This window comes from bacterium (genome assembly GCA_020440705.1).
Lineage (GTDB): Bacteria > Krumholzibacteriota > Krumholzibacteriia > LZORAL124-64-63 > LZORAL124-64-63 > JAGRNP01.
Genome location: JAGRNP010000100.1, coordinates 1 through 14,708 on the forward strand (window position 1 = coordinate 1; position 14,708 = coordinate 14,708).

The 14,708-nt window shown below is 71.3% G+C and carries 14 protein-coding genes; 12 read left to right on the forward strand and 2 right to left on the reverse strand.

Features of this window, described 5'->3' with window-relative positions:
• Both KDM41_13590 and KDM41_13595 read left to right on the forward strand, forming a co-directional pair.
• The coding region (locus KDM41_13590; GenBank protein MCB1184456.1) for a sigma-54-dependent Fis family transcriptional regulator at positions 1 to 203 on the forward strand (203 nt) is incomplete at its 5' end.
• Entirely contained in the window at positions 203 to 835 is a 633-nt protein-coding gene (locus KDM41_13595; GenBank protein MCB1184457.1) for an outer membrane beta-barrel protein, read from the forward strand. The genes KDM41_13590 and KDM41_13595, both read left to right, overlap by 1 nt.
• A gap of 76 nt (positions 836 to 911) precedes the next feature.
• On the opposite strand, the gene KDM41_13600 is transcribed toward KDM41_13595, so the two are convergent.
• Positions 912 to 1,730 (reverse strand): hypothetical protein, encoded by an 819-nt coding sequence (locus KDM41_13600; GenBank protein MCB1184458.1) that lies wholly within the window; start codon positions 1,728 to 1,730, stop codon positions 912 to 914.
• A 328-nt stretch (positions 1,731 to 2,058) separates the two neighbouring features.
• On the opposite strand from KDM41_13600, the gene KDM41_13605 reads away from it, so the two are divergent.
• From KDM41_13605 to pyk, 10 genes are all read left to right on the forward strand, one after another.
• On the forward strand, positions 2,059 to 2,724 hold the full coding sequence (locus KDM41_13605) for a MotA/TolQ/ExbB proton channel family protein (GenBank protein ID MCB1184459.1): 666 nt from the start codon (positions 2,059 to 2,061) through the stop codon (positions 2,722 to 2,724).
• Between the two features lie 10 nt (positions 2,725 to 2,734).
• Positions 2,735 to 3,193, forward strand: a complete 459-nt coding sequence (locus tag KDM41_13610; GenBank protein MCB1184460.1) for a biopolymer transporter ExbD — start codon at positions 2,735 to 2,737, stop codon at positions 3,191 to 3,193.
• Positions 3,190 to 3,639, forward strand: a complete 450-nt coding sequence (locus tag KDM41_13615) for a biopolymer transporter ExbD (protein ID MCB1184461.1) — start codon at positions 3,190 to 3,192, stop codon at positions 3,637 to 3,639. The genes KDM41_13610 and KDM41_13615 overlap by 4 nt, the downstream gene beginning before the upstream one ends.
• Positions 3,636 to 4,454: an energy transducer TonB gene (locus KDM41_13620; GenBank protein MCB1184462.1), complete on the forward strand. Its 819-nt coding sequence runs from the start codon at positions 3,636 to 3,638 to the stop codon at positions 4,452 to 4,454. Before KDM41_13615 ends, KDM41_13620 begins: the two co-directional genes overlap by 4 nt.
• Positions 4,455 to 4,458: 4 nt before the next feature.
• On the forward strand, positions 4,459 to 7,086 hold the full coding sequence (locus KDM41_13625) for a TonB-dependent receptor (protein MCB1184463.1): 2,628 nt from the start codon (positions 4,459 to 4,461) through the stop codon (positions 7,084 to 7,086).
• A gap of 17 nt (positions 7,087 to 7,103) precedes the next feature.
• Positions 7,104 to 8,255: a hypothetical protein gene (locus tag KDM41_13630; GenBank protein ID MCB1184464.1), complete on the forward strand. Its 1,152-nt coding sequence runs from the start codon at positions 7,104 to 7,106 to the stop codon at positions 8,253 to 8,255.
• A gap of 110 nt (positions 8,256 to 8,365) precedes the next feature.
• Positions 8,366 to 8,995 carry a CDGSH iron-sulfur domain-containing protein gene (locus KDM41_13635; protein MCB1184465.1) on the forward strand — a complete coding sequence of 210 codons (630 nt, stop codon included), beginning with the start codon at positions 8,366 to 8,368 and terminating at the stop codon, positions 8,993 to 8,995.
• A 67-nt stretch (positions 8,996 to 9,062) separates the two neighbouring features.
• Complete coding sequence (locus tag KDM41_13640) at positions 9,063 to 9,740, forward strand: hypothetical protein (protein MCB1184466.1); 678 nt, start codon at positions 9,063 to 9,065, stop codon at positions 9,738 to 9,740.
• Between the two features lie 104 nt (positions 9,741 to 9,844).
• Positions 9,845 to 10,678, forward strand: a complete 834-nt coding sequence (locus KDM41_13645; protein MCB1184467.1) for an NAD(P)-dependent oxidoreductase — start codon at positions 9,845 to 9,847, stop codon at positions 10,676 to 10,678.
• A 37-nt stretch (positions 10,679 to 10,715) separates the two neighbouring features.
• Complete coding sequence (pyk, locus tag KDM41_13650; protein ID MCB1184468.1) at positions 10,716 to 12,143, forward strand: pyruvate kinase; 1,428 nt, start codon at positions 10,716 to 10,718, stop codon at positions 12,141 to 12,143.
• A 12-nt stretch (positions 12,144 to 12,155) separates the two neighbouring features.
• On the opposite strand, the gene KDM41_13655 is transcribed toward pyk, so the two are convergent.
• Positions 12,156 to 14,708, reverse strand: a 2,553-nt coding sequence (locus tag KDM41_13655) for a hypothetical protein (protein ID MCB1184469.1), incomplete at its 5' end; no start/stop codon positions are given.

Below are 14,708 nucleotides of genomic sequence, written 5' to 3' on the forward strand. Positions count from 1 at the left end.
CGAGCTGGACCCTCGACGCGGTCCAGGCGGCCGGCGGTCTCGTGGCGGCCCGCCAGCAGTTCGAGAAGGACCAGATCGCCGCCGCCCTCGCCGCCACCGATGGCAACGTCTCGGCGGCCGCCCGGCTGCTGAACATCGACCGCACCAATCTGCACAAGAAGATCCAGGCCTTCGGGCTGGGCGAGAAGCCGGAGGGGTCGTGATGCTCCGCCGGGCACTGCTGTTGGCCCTGGTCTGCGTCGGCGGTCTCGCCGCCTCGGCCGCGCGGGCCGAAGAGCCGGCGCTGCGGAAGTGGCATCTCGGCGTGCAGGCCACCGCGGGCGCGCGCAGCACCCACGACGTGTTCGCGACACCGCTGCTGCCGGGGGCCGCGGTCGAGAAGAAGGGCCGCGGTGCGGGCTTCTTCCTCGGACGTCGGTTCGGCGACCGCTTCCTCGTCGACCTGCAGGTGACCTGGGCCCGGCACGACATGGCGTCCGCGGCGGACGACGTGATCGACGTGGAGGCCCTGATCACGGGCACCGTCCTCTTCCGCGAACGCGACACCTTCCAACCCTTCGTGCGGGGCGGCTTCGGCGGCGGCGGCACGATGATCGGCTTCACCGACTCCGGCGACAACGTCTTCAGCTTCGGCACCGCGGCCATCGCGGGCGGCGGCTGCCAGGTGCGGCTGGGTAGCCGCGTCAGCCTCGAGTTCGAGGCCGTCGCCACCTTCACCAACTATCTCGAGGTGCGCAACGAGTCCGGTGATCCGCGCTTCGACGACGACAGCTGGCAGGTGCGGGTCTCCAGCCACGGCTGGCGCACGGGGGCCGGCGTGGTGTTCTGGTTCTGACCGGGCGCACGGACTGGCGGCACGGCAAAGCGCCGACCCGGGAGGGTCGGCGCTTCGCTGTTTGCCCGGGACCGGGTCAGTCGCAGATCGTGTCGCGGAACCAGGCGTCCCAGCAGGCTTCCTGCCCGCCGTTGTAGTCCGGCACCATCAGGCTGCCGGCGCCGGTGGGGTCCCAGCGGATGAAGCTCGGCGTCGAGGCGTCGCCCGGCGTGAAATCGATGCGCGACTCGTCGGCGCCCGTCTCGAAGCGCAGCGCGTCGCCCTCGTTGCCGTCCTCGTGGCTGGTGAACTCCAGGTAGCGGCCCGTGGCCGTGGCGCCCCAGCGGATCTCGCCGCTGACGGGACCGCCGGACCGGTCGAGGTCGTGGAAGATCCAGGCGGCCTCGTCGCCGTCGCCGCTGGTGGTGCCGGTGAACCACACCAGGGCCGTGCCGTTGGCCGGAGCCAGGCTCAGCTCCCAGGCCACCTGGTCGCCGACCTGGCGCCCGCGCAGTTCGATGCGCACGGCCTGCGGGCCGTTCTGCCAGAAGTAGGTCCACAGCCAGGCGCCGTCGGCCAGGGCCACCGGCGTCGTGTGCACGGCGGCACCGAAGGCACCCACGGGCGCGGCGAGGGTGAGCTTGGCCATGGCGTCGAGCACCACGGCCCGCAGATAGGCGTTGATGAAGTTGTCGTGCTGGCCGGCGGCCTTGCCCAGGTCGTCGGCGGCGTCGAAGAAGCTGAAGTCGAAGCTGAACTGGTCGGCGACGGGCAGCACCGGCGGCTCGGGCACCTGGGTGGCCGTCGGCGACGACTCGTCGTTCGAGCAGCCGGAGAACAGGATGGCGAGCAGGATCAGGACGGCCGCGGTCGCGATGAGGCCGGCGTCGGTGCGAAGAGAGCGGGAGCGGATCATCGTGGGGCTCCTTGGTTGGGGTCGGGGTTGCGAACACTGCTCCCTTTCCGCAAACGGCGTTCCGGACCCGGGAGCCGCCCAGATGGCACCCAAAGCCTTGCAGGACAACTTTTTGACGTTTCGGAAGTGTTCGTGCCGAACCACCGCACCGTGAATCTTCGCTACGGTCGGTTCTCACAGGTCAGGGACCCGCCGGCCACCCCGGAAGACATCTAACCCTTTTGTGGCAACGGATTGAACAATCGGTCCCGCCGATCCCGCCCCCGGCACGCCCGCTGCTGTCCCTCCGGCAAGCGAATCGACCGCCACCCAGCCCGGAGGGAATCCGATGTTCACGACCATGGCCCAGTTCTTCCAGGCCGGCGGCCCCATGATGGGGGTCATTCTCGGCGTGCTCGCGGGCGCGGCCGCCGTCGGCGCCGAGCGTCTCCACTTCTTCATGCGCACCGCCCGCGAGGACGCCGATCGCCTGGTGACCGACGTCGCCCGGCACGTGGCCGACGGCGACCTGCAGGCCCCGCTGCAAGGCCTCGATGGGAACGACGGGCCCGCGGCGCGCCTGCTGCGGCGCGGCGTCGCCGAACTGTGGGAGGGCGCCGCCGCCGACGAGGTGCGGCGCGCCGTCGAGGAAGCGGCCCTCGTCGAGCTGCCTCGCTACGGCCGCCGCCTGAACTACCTGCCCATGCTGGCCAACGTCGCCACCCTGGCCGGACTGCTCGGCACGATCTTCGGCCTGCAGCAGTCGTTCGGCGCCCTGGCCGCGGCCGACGCGGCGACCAAGGCCTCGGTGCTGGCCGCCGGCATCGGCCAGGCCATGAACACGACGGCCTTCGGCCTGATGGTGGCCATGCCCTGCCTCGTGCTCCACGCGCGCCTGGGCAGCCTCGCCCAGCGCCGCAGCGACGCCTGCGACGCCGCCCTCGTGCGCTTCCTCAATTTCTGCGACGCCCACGAGAAGACCCGCCGCGCGGCGCCTTGCCGCGTGGTCGGGTAGGGGGCCGGTCATGCGCGCCTCGTTGACCTCGCGCCGGCCGAGCGCCGGACTCGACAGCCCGGACCTGGACGTGACCCCGGTCATGAACATGTTCATCATCCTGATCCCGTTCCTGGTCGGCATGGCCGCCTTCACGAAGCTGGCCGCCCACGAGATTACCCTGCCCGGCGACCAGCCGGCGGGTGTGGCGGCGGTCGCGGCGCCGCCGCTGGTGGTCACGGCCGACGCCGCCGGCCTGAAGGTGGTCGTGGGTGATCGCGTGCTGGCCGAGCTGCCCCGCCGCGGCGCGGCGCTCGACACGGCCGGGCTGGTCACCGCCCTGCGCTCGGCCGGGCCCGAACGGATCGTCGTCGCGGCGGCCCCCGCCCTGCTCGCGGACGAAGTCGTGGCCTGCCTGGATGCGGCCCGCGCCGCCGGCTGCGACGACGTGGGCCTGGCCGCCGCGCCTGCGGCGGAGGTGTCGCCATGAGCGCCCGGCTCCGCGCCCACGCCACGCGCCTCGCGTCGGCCCCGGCCGTCGACGCCCCGGGCCGGCCGCAGCTGACCAGCCTCGTGGACATGATGGTCATCCTGGTGGTCTTCCTGCTGCACAGCTTCTCGGCCGACGGCCAGCTCGTCGAACCGGCGGCGGGCATCGAACTGCCCGCGTCGTCGGTCGAGACGCCCGTGCCGCCGGCGGTGCAGGTGGTCGTGGGGCGGGACCGGATCCTGGTCGAGGGCCGCGACGTGGCGACCGCGACGTCGCCCGACCTCGCCGCCGCCGTCGCCACCGCGCTGCCCCGCGACACGACCGCGCCCTGCGCCGTCCAGGTCGACCGCGCCGTGCCCTACCGCGTGCTGGCCGCCGTGCTGGCCGGCTGCAGCGGGGCGGGATTCGCCGACGTGCGTCTCGTCGTGCGGGAGGTGGCGCCATGACGACCGCCGCCAGTTCGGTGAGCCGCTACCTGCAGCCCGCCGGCGCACCGCCGGCGCCCCCGGCCGTGCGCGTGCTGACGGCCGCCATCGTCCTGGGCAGCCTCGCGGCGGGCCTGGGTCTCGGACTGGTTCCGGTGCCGGCGCCGGTCGCGATGCCCGGACCGGCGCGTGACGCCGGGACCGTCCGCCTGGTCGAGCTGCCGCCCCCGCCGCCGCCAGACCCGGTCGCGGAGCCCCAACCCGAACCCGAGTCGGCCCCGGAACCGGCCCCGGTCCTCACCCCGGACACCGTGCTCCACGCCCCGGTCGACCTGCCGGTCGAGACGCCCGACGCGGCCCCTTCCGGCGATCCGGAGACCGCCCCTGCCGAGACCGAGGTTCGCCGGGTCTACGGCGTGCGCCGCGTCTACGCCCGGGGTCTCGGCGCGGGCGGCGATCCGTCCGGCCTGGTCGCGAAGCGGGGCAACACCCTGGCCGGCCCGCCCGACACCCTGACCGCCACGGCCGCCGACCTGGCCGGCCGTCTGGCGCCCCTGAGCACCGTCGACCGCGCCCCGGAACCGCTGAGCCGGCCGCAGCCCGCCTACTCCGACGCCATGCGCGCGGCCCGTGTCTCGGGCACGGTCGAGGCCTGGCTGCTGGTCGGCCCGGACGGGTCCGTGCGCGACGTGAACGTCACCAGCGACATCGGGGCCGACAGCCGCGATGTCGCCACGGCGGCCCTGCGCCGCTTCCGCTTCCGCCCGGCCGAGCGCGACGGCGCGCCGGTCGCGGTCTGGATCCTTCACCGCATCCGTTTCCAGTTCCAGGAGTAGAACCATGTCGCGCCGATTCCTCTGTCTGGTCCTGATGCTCGTCGCCGCGACCGCGGCGCGGGCCCAGGAGCCGTCCGCCGCTCCCGACGTCGAGCCCGAACTCATCCGGTTCGTCGCGGCCGAGTACCCGCCCGACGCCCTGCGCGCCGGCCGCGAAGGCACCGTCCTGCTGGAACTGCTGGTCACCGCGGAGGGTGTCGTCGATTCCGTCTTCGTGATCGAAGCGGTCGCGCCCGACCTGGACGCCGCCGCGGTCGCGGCCGCCCGGCTCTGCACCTTCACGCCGGCCCGGGTGGCCGGCGAGGCGGTGCCCGTGTCCCTGCAGTTCGCCTCCACCTTCTCGGTGGCCGAGCGTGCCCGCGGCCTCTCGCCCCAGGTGAACCTGGCCGGCACCGTGCGCGAGATGGGCACGGGTCGACCCCTGCCCGGCGCCATGGTCACCGTCGCCATCACGGCGCCCGACACCGCCGCCCTCGCGTTGCCCCTGGCCGCGCACCTCGCGCGCATCGGCACCTTCGCGGGCCAGTACCGCGAGGGCGACCGCCTCGTCACCTTCGCCGACTCGACCGGGGCCTTCGCCTTCCGCTCGCTGCCGCCGGGCGCCCTGAGTCTCGCATTCCCCAATCCGGGCTACCGCCCGCGCGACCTGGTCGAGACCCTGGCCGCCGGCGAGCGCCTCGACATCGAGGTGCGCCTCGAGCGCACCACCTACACCGAGTTCGAGATCACGGTCTACGGCCGCGGCCCGGAGAAGGAGGTCACCCGCCGCAGCCTCAGCGTGGCCGAGATCGAGCGCATCCCGGGCTTCGGCGGCGACGCCGTGCGCAGCGTCACCGCCCTGCCGGGCGTGGCGCGACCGACGATGAACGATCCCGGCGCCGTCGTCGTGCGCGGCAGCGGCAACTACGACACGCGCTTCCTGCTCGACGGCGTCGACATCCCGCTGCTCTTCCACTTCGGGGGCGTCAAGGCGACCTACAACTCCCTCAGCCTGGGCAGCGTCGACCTCTATCCGGGCGGATTCGGCTCCAGCTACGGCGGCTGCGTCGGCGGCATCGTCGAGCTGACCGGACGCCCCGCCCATCGCGACCACTGGCGCACCGTGCTCGACGCCAGCCTGCTCGACGCCAGCTTCCACACCGAGGGGCCGCTCGGGAAGGGCTTCGGCCTGATGGTCACCGCCCGCCGCAGCTTCGTCGGCGAGCTGGCCGCGATCGCGGCGGAGAGCACCGACGAGTTCGACTTCGCCGTCGCGCCCTACTACTGGGACGCCGTCGCGCGCCTGGACTGGCGCCCGAACCCGGACCACGAGCTCTTCCTGACCGCGTTCGCCGCCAACGACCGCATCGGCCTGGTCGTGCCCGACGCCGCCACGGGCAGCGCCGAGGTCGACGCGGCCATCGACGAGGTCGCGCTCGACCTGAGCTTCAGCCGCCTGATCCTCGGCTGGGACGCCCGCCTCGCCGACAGCGTGCGCAACAAGCTGCGCGCCTCGGCCGGCCGCGATGCGAACTCGGGCCACGTTGGCGGCGACTTCCGCTTCGAGGGCAAGGGCCCCATCTACAACCTGCGCAACGATCTGGCCTGGGACGCGCGGTCCGATCTGACCGTGCACGCCGGCACCGACGTCATCTACACGCCCTACACCTACGAGGTGAAGGTGAACGGCTATCCGGTGTCGCGGCTGGAGGGGAAGAAGTACTCCGACACGGCGGCCTACCTGAACGCCGAGTGGTGGCTGACCGACGAACTGCTGCTCGTCCCGGGCGTGCGCTACGACTACTACCACCACCTGGACGAGGGCCTGGGCAGCCTGCGCCTGGCCGCCCGCTGGGACTACCGCGAGGGCCGCACCATCACCGCCTCGGCCGGCACCTACAACCAGGCCCCGCGCCCCATCGGCCAGAGCACCGATCCGGTGTACGGCAATCCCGAACTGCCGCCGACCACGGCGCGTCACCTCACCCTGGGCCACGAGTGGCGGCTGTCGGACGGTCTGTCCCTCAAGATCGAGGGCTACCACAACACCCAGGACGACGTGCCGGCCCTCGCCGACTCGGCCGACGTGAACTTCCTGCCCGACGCCGAGGCCCGCATGTACGGCCTGGAGTTCATGCTGCGTCGCGAGGCCGGGGGCGGCCGCTTCTTCGGCTGGCTGGCCTACAGCATCGGCCGCAGCGAACGCCGCTTCGCCCGCGATCCGGGCACCGGCCCGGGCTGGAGTCCCGACTCGTGGTTCCTGCACGAGATGGACCAGACCCACCACCTCGAGGCCGTCGGTTCGTGGCAGCTCGGCCGCAACTGGACCTTCGGCTCGCGGGTGCAGTACGTCACCGGCGTGCCCCAGACCCCGATCACGGGCAGCGAGTTCGACGCCGACACCGGCGACTACGTGCCCGTCGAGGGCGAGTACTTCGCCGACCGCGTCGACCCCTACTTCCGCGTCGACCTGCGCGTCGACAAGACCTTCGTCAGGAAGAGCTCGATCTGGTCGGTGTACCTCGACCTGCAGAACGCCAACTACTTCGTCTACAACAGCCCCGAGGGCACGACCTGGAACTACGACTACACCAAGCGCACCGACTACGGCTGGATCTTCATGCCCGCCCTCGGCCTGCGCGTGGAATTCTAGAAAGGGAGGACGCGACCATGACCCGCTTCATCCTGCTGCTCGGCGCCCTGGCGGTCCTGACCGGCTGCGGCGACAACTTCCCCGACGAGGAGCTGCACTTCGGTCTCGAGGACAAGCTGCGGCCCTACGCCGTCGTCATCGAGCCCCCCGAGGCGGCCCCGGGCGAGACCGTGCAGGTCACCCTGCTGCTGCACGCCCCGGCGCCGGACGAACTCGACATCGCCTGGCGCGTGGCGCTCGACTACGACATCGGGCTGTACGAGGTCGACGAGATCGAGCGCGACATCCGGCCGCTGGCGGTGGCCGCGGTGCCGACCGCCGACGCCGAGGGCTTCACCACCCAGACCTTCGCCTGGACGGTGCCCGACTCGGCCCTGCTGCTCACCTCGGCCCTGCCCGACGTGATCGACGATCCCATCCTGCGGGAGCTGCTCGCCGCGGCCGGACTCGGCGGGGGCGGGTCGCCCACGCGCGCCGAGGTCGATGCCGCGCTGAAGGCGCTCACCCCGGCCGACATCGCGGCCATGCCCGCCGATCTCCGCGCGGCGGTCTTCGCCGTCGTCGACCGCTTCGCCTGCCAGGTGCGGCTGCGCGCGACCCTCGACGACGGCCGCGCCGTCGACGTCACCCGCAACCTCACCGTGCGCCACACCGGTCGCCTGGGGGGCGCGAACGCGAACCACAACACGACGCTGACGACCTTCGCCGTCGTGGCCGTGCACGGGCGGGACGCCACCGAGACGGATCTCCGCGACCCGGCCAAACCGAAGTCCCGCTATGACTTCGTGAGCGGGGGCATGGCTGTCGCCGACACCTTGGCGGTGCCTTTCCACGACGACTGGACCTACTTCCTGGACCTCGACTCCGAGCTCGAGACCTACGGGGCACCCTACGAGATGGGCCTGACGGTGCGCGAGGTGCGCAGCCTTCGCTGGTACTACCGCCGCAGCGACGCCCCCCGCGCGGACCACGCCTTCTTCGTCACCGACGCGGGCGATCCGGCCGAGATGGGCGATCTGGACGACCAGCCGCGCATCGATCCGCCGGGGGCGGGCGCCGTGTACCGGATCGTGGCCGTGCCCCGCGACCACCGCGACGACTGGGTCGCCTACCACGCGGTGCCGGGCACCGGGTTGGGGGTGGGTGTGGTGCGGTTCGTGGCGCCCTAGCCGGCCGCGGGGCGCCCGGTCGCGGCAGGCCGGGTGCCCGTGCGTGCCCGCGGCGCCGATCGGAAGTAGATTGATCCGGTATCACGCAGGCCCCATCCAGGGAGGAAACCGTGCCCATCCGCATCACCCCCATCGCCAACGGCCCCCTCATGCTGAACGCCGAGAACGAGCCCTTCCCCGTCCTCCGCGACCACCCCGGCGGCGATGTGCAGCCCGGGAAGAAGGTCTTCCTCTGCCGCTGCGGCGAGTCGCGGAACAAGCCCTACTGCGACGGCGCCCACGCCGCCGCGGGCTACAGCAGCGCCAACACCTGCGATCGCGACGCGGTGAAGGATTTCGCCGCCCCCGGCATCACCGTCCACTTCAACCGCGCCATCTGCAGCGGCGCCGGCGAGTGCGTGCGGGGCCTGCCGGAGGTCTTCGTCAGCGGCGTCGCAGACTGGATCCGGCCCGACCGGGCCGGCGTCGACCAGGTGATGGCGGTCGTGCAGCGCTGCCCGTCGGGCGCCCTGACCTGCTCGGTCGACGGCGAACTCGTCACCCGCGATCTCGCTGAAGTCTCGTTGCGCATCGTCAAGGACGGCCCCTACGAGGTGACCGGCCCGGTCGCCCTCGACACCGAGACCTGGAGCGCCCACGCCTCGCGCACCAGCTTCGCCCTGTGCCGCTGCGGCAGGTCGGGCAACGCACCCTTCTGCGACTACTCCCACGGGGAGCAGGGCTGGAAAGACGGCAGCTAGCGGGCCGCCCGGATGTGGTATGATTCCCCTCCGGCGCGGATGGTCGCGCCGGTCCAAGGGGGATACCATGCCGATCACGTCCGCGCCCGCCTGCATCCGCGCCACGGTCCCTGTCGCCGTCGTGCTGCTGATCGCCACCGCCGCCGTCGCCCAGATCCCGGTCTCCTCCGAGGCCCATCTCGAGATCTGGTCGATCCAGCACAGCGCCCATTCGCCCTGCTCGGGTTCGAGCTACAACCGCGGGCCGACCGAAGATCCGTTCTTCGTCGTTTCGGGCGGGCCCCAGCTGCCGGAGGGCGACTGCCTGGACCTGACCTGGACCGTGGCCTGCACCGACGGCGCCCTGCTCTACATCTGCCAGTTGGCCGGCGTGCCCGAATGGTACCAGTGGGGGCGGTACGTCGATGCGCGCTGCGACTTGACCTGCCGCCTGGAGGTCACCACGCCGCTGCTTCTCACCGCGACCCGCAGCGCCGACTCCGGACCGGTCGCCATGACGGGCCACCACGACGTGCTGCTCACGCCTCCCGGCGGCGACGAGTTCTCGATCTTCGGCGCCGACTCGACGGCGGCCGTGGCGACCCACCTGCTCGAGCCCGGCACCTGGACCGTGGCCATCGACGCCGCGGCCATCCTCGCGGACCGCAACCTGATGGAGTACTCGGCCCTGGTGCGGGCATCCTGGAATGCGACGGTCGAGGTGGACGAGCGGTCGTGGGGCGGGATCAAGGCGCTGTACCGCTGAGGGCCGTTCGGCGCGGCGCGCGGGGCTGCCCTTGACAGCCGGGCGCGGGCCGGGGATAAACTCCCTGCAGGACATCCGGCCCCGCCCGCCTCGAAAGGACCCCCATGAGCACCCCCCGCAGCCTCGCCGGCAAGACCCTCTTCATCACCGGCGGCAGCCGCGGCATCGGCAAGGCCATCGCCCTGCGCGCGGCGCAGGACGGCGCCAACGTCGTCATCGCCGCCAAGACCACCACCGCCCACCCGAAGCTGCCCGGCACCATCGACGAGACGGCGGCCGAGATCGAGGCGGCCGGCGGACAGGGGCTGGCCGTCAAGACCGACATCCGCTTCGAGGACCAGGTCGCGGCCGCCATCGCGGCCGCGGTCGAGCGCTTCGGCGGTCTGGACATCGTCGTCAACAACGCCAGCGCCATCAGCCTGACCGGCCTGCAGGCGACCGAGATGAAGATGTACGACCGCATGTACGACATCAACGCGCGCGGCAGCTACGTCGTCACGCAGACGGCCATGCCCCACCTGCTGCAGGCGGCCAACCCGCATGTGCTGAACATCAGCCCGCCCCTGAACATGGACCGCAGGTGGTTCGCCGAGTTCGCGGCCTACACCCTGAGCAAGTACGCCATGAGCGTGTGGGTGCACGGCATGAGCGCCGAGTTCGCCGACCAGGGCGTGGCCTTCAACGCCCTGTGGCCCCGCACGGCCGTGGCCACCGCCGCGGTGCGCAACCTGCTCGGGGGCGAGCAGGTGATCAAGGCCAGCCGCAAGCCCGAGATCATGGGCGATGCCGCCTGGGCCGTGCTGACCCGCGACGCGAAGACCTGCACCGGGAATTTCCTCATCGACGACGAGGTCCTGGCCGAAGAAGGGGTGACCGACCTGGACCAGTACGCCGTGGAGCCCGGGACGCCGCTCTTCCAGGACTTCTTCCTGGACTAGCTCCCGGCATCGCCGCCAGACGCGAGGGAAGCGCGCCATGAACAAGACCAAGATCATCTGCACCATCGGCCCGGCCAGCCGCGATCCCGAGGTGCTCGCCAAGCTCATGGAAGTGGGCATGAACGTGGCCCGCCTCAACTTCTCCCACGGCACCCACGCCGAGCACGCCGCCCTCATCCACGACATCCGCGAGATCAGCGGCCGTCTCGGCCTGCCGGTGGCGATCCTGCAGGATCTCGCCGGACCGAAGATCCGCACCGCGAAGCTGCGGGACCGCGACACGATCACCCTGGTTGCGGGGGCCCCCTTCACCCTCACCAACCGCGACGTGCCCGGCGACGAGAAGGAGGTCGGCCTGACCTACCCCGACCTGCCGAGCAACGTGCGCGCCGGCGACACGATCCTGCTCGCGGACGGGGCCATGGAGCTGAAGGTGGAGTCGGCGAGCGAAACGGACGTCCGCTGCACCGTGGTGACGGGCGGCGAACTGGGCTCGAACAAGGGCATCAACCTGCCCGCCCGCTCGATCAACGCGCCCATCCTCAGCGACAAGGACAAGGCCGACCTGCAGTTCGGCCTCGAGCAGGGCGTCGACTTCATCGCCCTGAGCTTCGTGCGCACGGCCCACGACGTGGAGACCGTGAAGCGCCGCATCGAGGACGCCAAGCAGGACACGCCGCTGATCGCGAAGATCGAGAAGTTCGAGGCGCTGGACAACATCGACGAGATCATCGCCGTGGCCGACGGCATCATGGTCGCCCGCGGCGACCTGGGCGTCGAGATCCCGCTCGAGTCGGTGCCGCGCGCCCAGAAGATGCTGATCCACAAGACCAACGCGGCGGCCAAGCCGGTCATCACCGCGACCCAGATGCTGCGCTCGATGGTCGACAACCCGCGGCCCACGCGGGCCGAGGTCACCGACGTCGCCAACGCCATCTACGACGGCACCGACGCGATCATGCTCTCGGAGGAGGCGGCCATCGGGAAGTATCCGGTCGAGGCCGTGAAGGTCATGTCCCGCGTGGCCGCCGACACCGAGGCGAACATCGACTACGAGGGCTGGGGCCGCCGCTACGACGACGAGGACAAGAAGCTCTCCTACAAGAGCGCCGTCGCCCACAGCGCCGTGGCCATGGCCAACGACATCCGCGCCGCGGCCATCATCACCTGCACCAAGAGCGGCAGCACGACGCGCCTCGTGGCCCGCTACCGTCCGCGCCAGGTGCTGCTCACCATGACGCCCGTCTGGCAGACGGCGCTGCGCATGGCCCTGGTCTTCGGGGCGGTGCCCGTGGTCATCGACATGACCGACAGCGCGGAGGGGCTGGAGAAGCTCGCGGTGACCCAGGCCCTGCAGGGCGGCTACGTGAAGCCGGGCCAACCGGTGGTGATCACGGCGGGGCTGCCGTTCAACGTGTCGGGCACGACGAACCTGATCAAGGTCGCCACGGCCGAGTGGTCGTAGCCGGATCCGGCCCTACCGCACCACCACGAAGCGCCCGCGGAACGGCTCGAAGCGGGCGTCATCCGACTCCACCACGTACAGGTAGATGCCGCTGGCGACCTCCTGCCGGTTGCGCGAGATGAGGTTCCAGCTCGCCGCGCCGCCGTCGTGGTGGCCGTCGTGGTCGATGGTCGCGACGAGATCGCCGCTGGCCGTGTAGATCGTGATGCGGTTGTTCGCGAGGGGGAGGTTGTTGAACATGATGCGCACGCCGGTGGGGCTGGCGGGCGAGGCCGGCTGACGCTGGAACTCGTCGAGCGCCTGGCGCGTGGCGGGATTCGGGTACACGTAGATGTTCACGCCCTCGCGCGCCCGCTGCTCGGCGGTCTGGGCCAGCGGCGCCGGCACCACCGCGGCCTGGTTGTTCCCCGGGTCGGACTGCACCCCGTAGCCGGCCGGCTGGTAGCGCGAGCCGTCCCACTCGACCAGGTGGTCCGCCGCCACCACCGCGTAGTAGCTCTCGAAGCCGTTGGGCACCGGGTGGTCGATGTAGTGGTAGTAGGTCAGGCCCCGCTTCGGGATGACCCGGTCGGGCAGCGGCGCCCCGGCGCGGCTGGCCACGTCGAAGAAGGTGTCCAGCACCGTGGGCGCGTACTCCCAGCGGATGAACGGCTCCATGCCGGGCAGCACGGCCCCGTCCGATCCGCGCAGGGGCGGCCGGGTGAGGTGCTCGTTGTTCACGTCGGCGTCCACGAAGGCCTGGGTCGCCTCGGCCAGGCCGGCGAACTCGGGGTTCGCCAGGCACACCGGCACGTAGCGCGCCGGCTCCAGTCCGGTGTTGCGCCCGAGGGAGCGGTCGTTGCCCGAATCGCCGATCCCGCCCGGGATCTCGTTGACGAGGTCGTACTCTTCGATCAGCGCCCACAGGGTCGAGGCCGGCCCCGTCTCCTCGCCGATGCCCGGCGGCCGCACCCAGCCGGCCACCCGCCACACGCGGTACGACTCGAAGTCGATGACGTTCAGGTCCGGGTCGTAGTCGTACTCGCTGATGTCGTCCCAGAAGATCTCGACCTGGTTGTCGCCGGGCACCACCCGCATGCGCGGCGCGACGGGCGGATACTCGCCCGGGAAGATCCAGGGCACGTTCGTCTCGCGGCCGCGCGTGCCGGTCGCGATCGCGCCCGCCCAGTACAGCCCGTTCGCCTCGGTGCACTCGACGCCGTGCCGGCGGAAGCACTCCTCGCAGTTGTCGGCGTTCACCCAGATGCACGACCGGCCGTCGCCGTCGAGGAACATGTTGTCCTTGCCGATGAGCTCGGCGCCGAAGATCGGGTCCGAGCCGATGCAGAACTCGTCCATGAACATGTAGCGGTAGTCGTACAGGCGCGGCGAACCGTTGGGGTACGGCGGGTAGTCGTCGAGGCACACCTTCGATTCCATGCCGGCCTGGCCGGTGGTCCAGTTGTTGTCCATGTCGAACCACTGGCCGCGATGGATGATCGACGCCTTCAACGCGTTCTGCAGCATGTCCGCCATGTCCGCGCCGATGACCATCGCCGTGCGGTAGGTGACCTTGCGTCCGGGCGGCATGTTGCCGAAGGGGCCGCTCGAGAACATGAACTTCAGGTCGCCCGCCTGGTCGGGGCGGCGGTCCCGGTCGATCTGGTTCCGGGCCATCAGGTCGTAGCGCGCGTCGTCCGAGAGGGGTTCGCCCTCCTGGGCGGTCGAGGCGTTCGTGGCGAAGATCTGGAAGCTGTTCACGCCGACGATGTGCGGCGCGTAGTACTCGACCGGATCGGTGTCGTGCCCGAGCAGCATCACCCCGAACACGCCGGGCAGCGGGTCGTTGGGCGCGGCGTCCTTCATCCAGCCGATCTTCATGCGGTGGAACGAGTTGTCCGGCCCGCGGATGGCCCCGTCGTAGAATCCGGCCAGGTCGTCGGGGTTGCTCGCGCCGTTGCCCCGCCGCTGGATGTCGCCGTCGACGTACATGCCGAGATAGAGGTCCTGGACCTGGTTGATGCCCGTGTTGGTGATCTCGTAGTCGAGCAGGATGATGTCCTCGAACTCGTCCTGGTAGAACGTCGCCGCCCGCTGGACGATGGTCACGCCGAGGGGGTTGTGGTCGGGGTAGAGCTCGCGCACCAGGCCGGTGTCGTCGTACATGGTGCAGGTGAACATCTGCGAGGCGATCTGGCCGAAGTCCTCGTCGACCAGACCGTCGCCGTCATCGTCCCAGCCGTTGAGCAGGTCTTCGTCGAGGCGGCCGTCGCCGTCGTCGTCGGCGTTCAGCTCGGGCAGCCGGCGCCCGGTGATCCGGTCGTTGGCCGTGGGGCGCGTGACGCGGCCGTCGATGGCCTCGTAGATGGTCTCGAGGGGGCCGTCGCCCGGCCGCATCTCCCGCTCGGGCTGGCCGGTGGTCACCGCGAGGCTGCCGTTGACGATGCCGCCGATCCACAGTCCGGCGCCCCACAGGTACTCGTTGCCCGAGCCGCCGGGCCACTGGCCGCTGGGAGCGTCGCTGAAGGGAAACGTCTGGGTGTACTGCGAGCCGATCAGGCCGTGGTTCGTGATGTTCACGTGCAG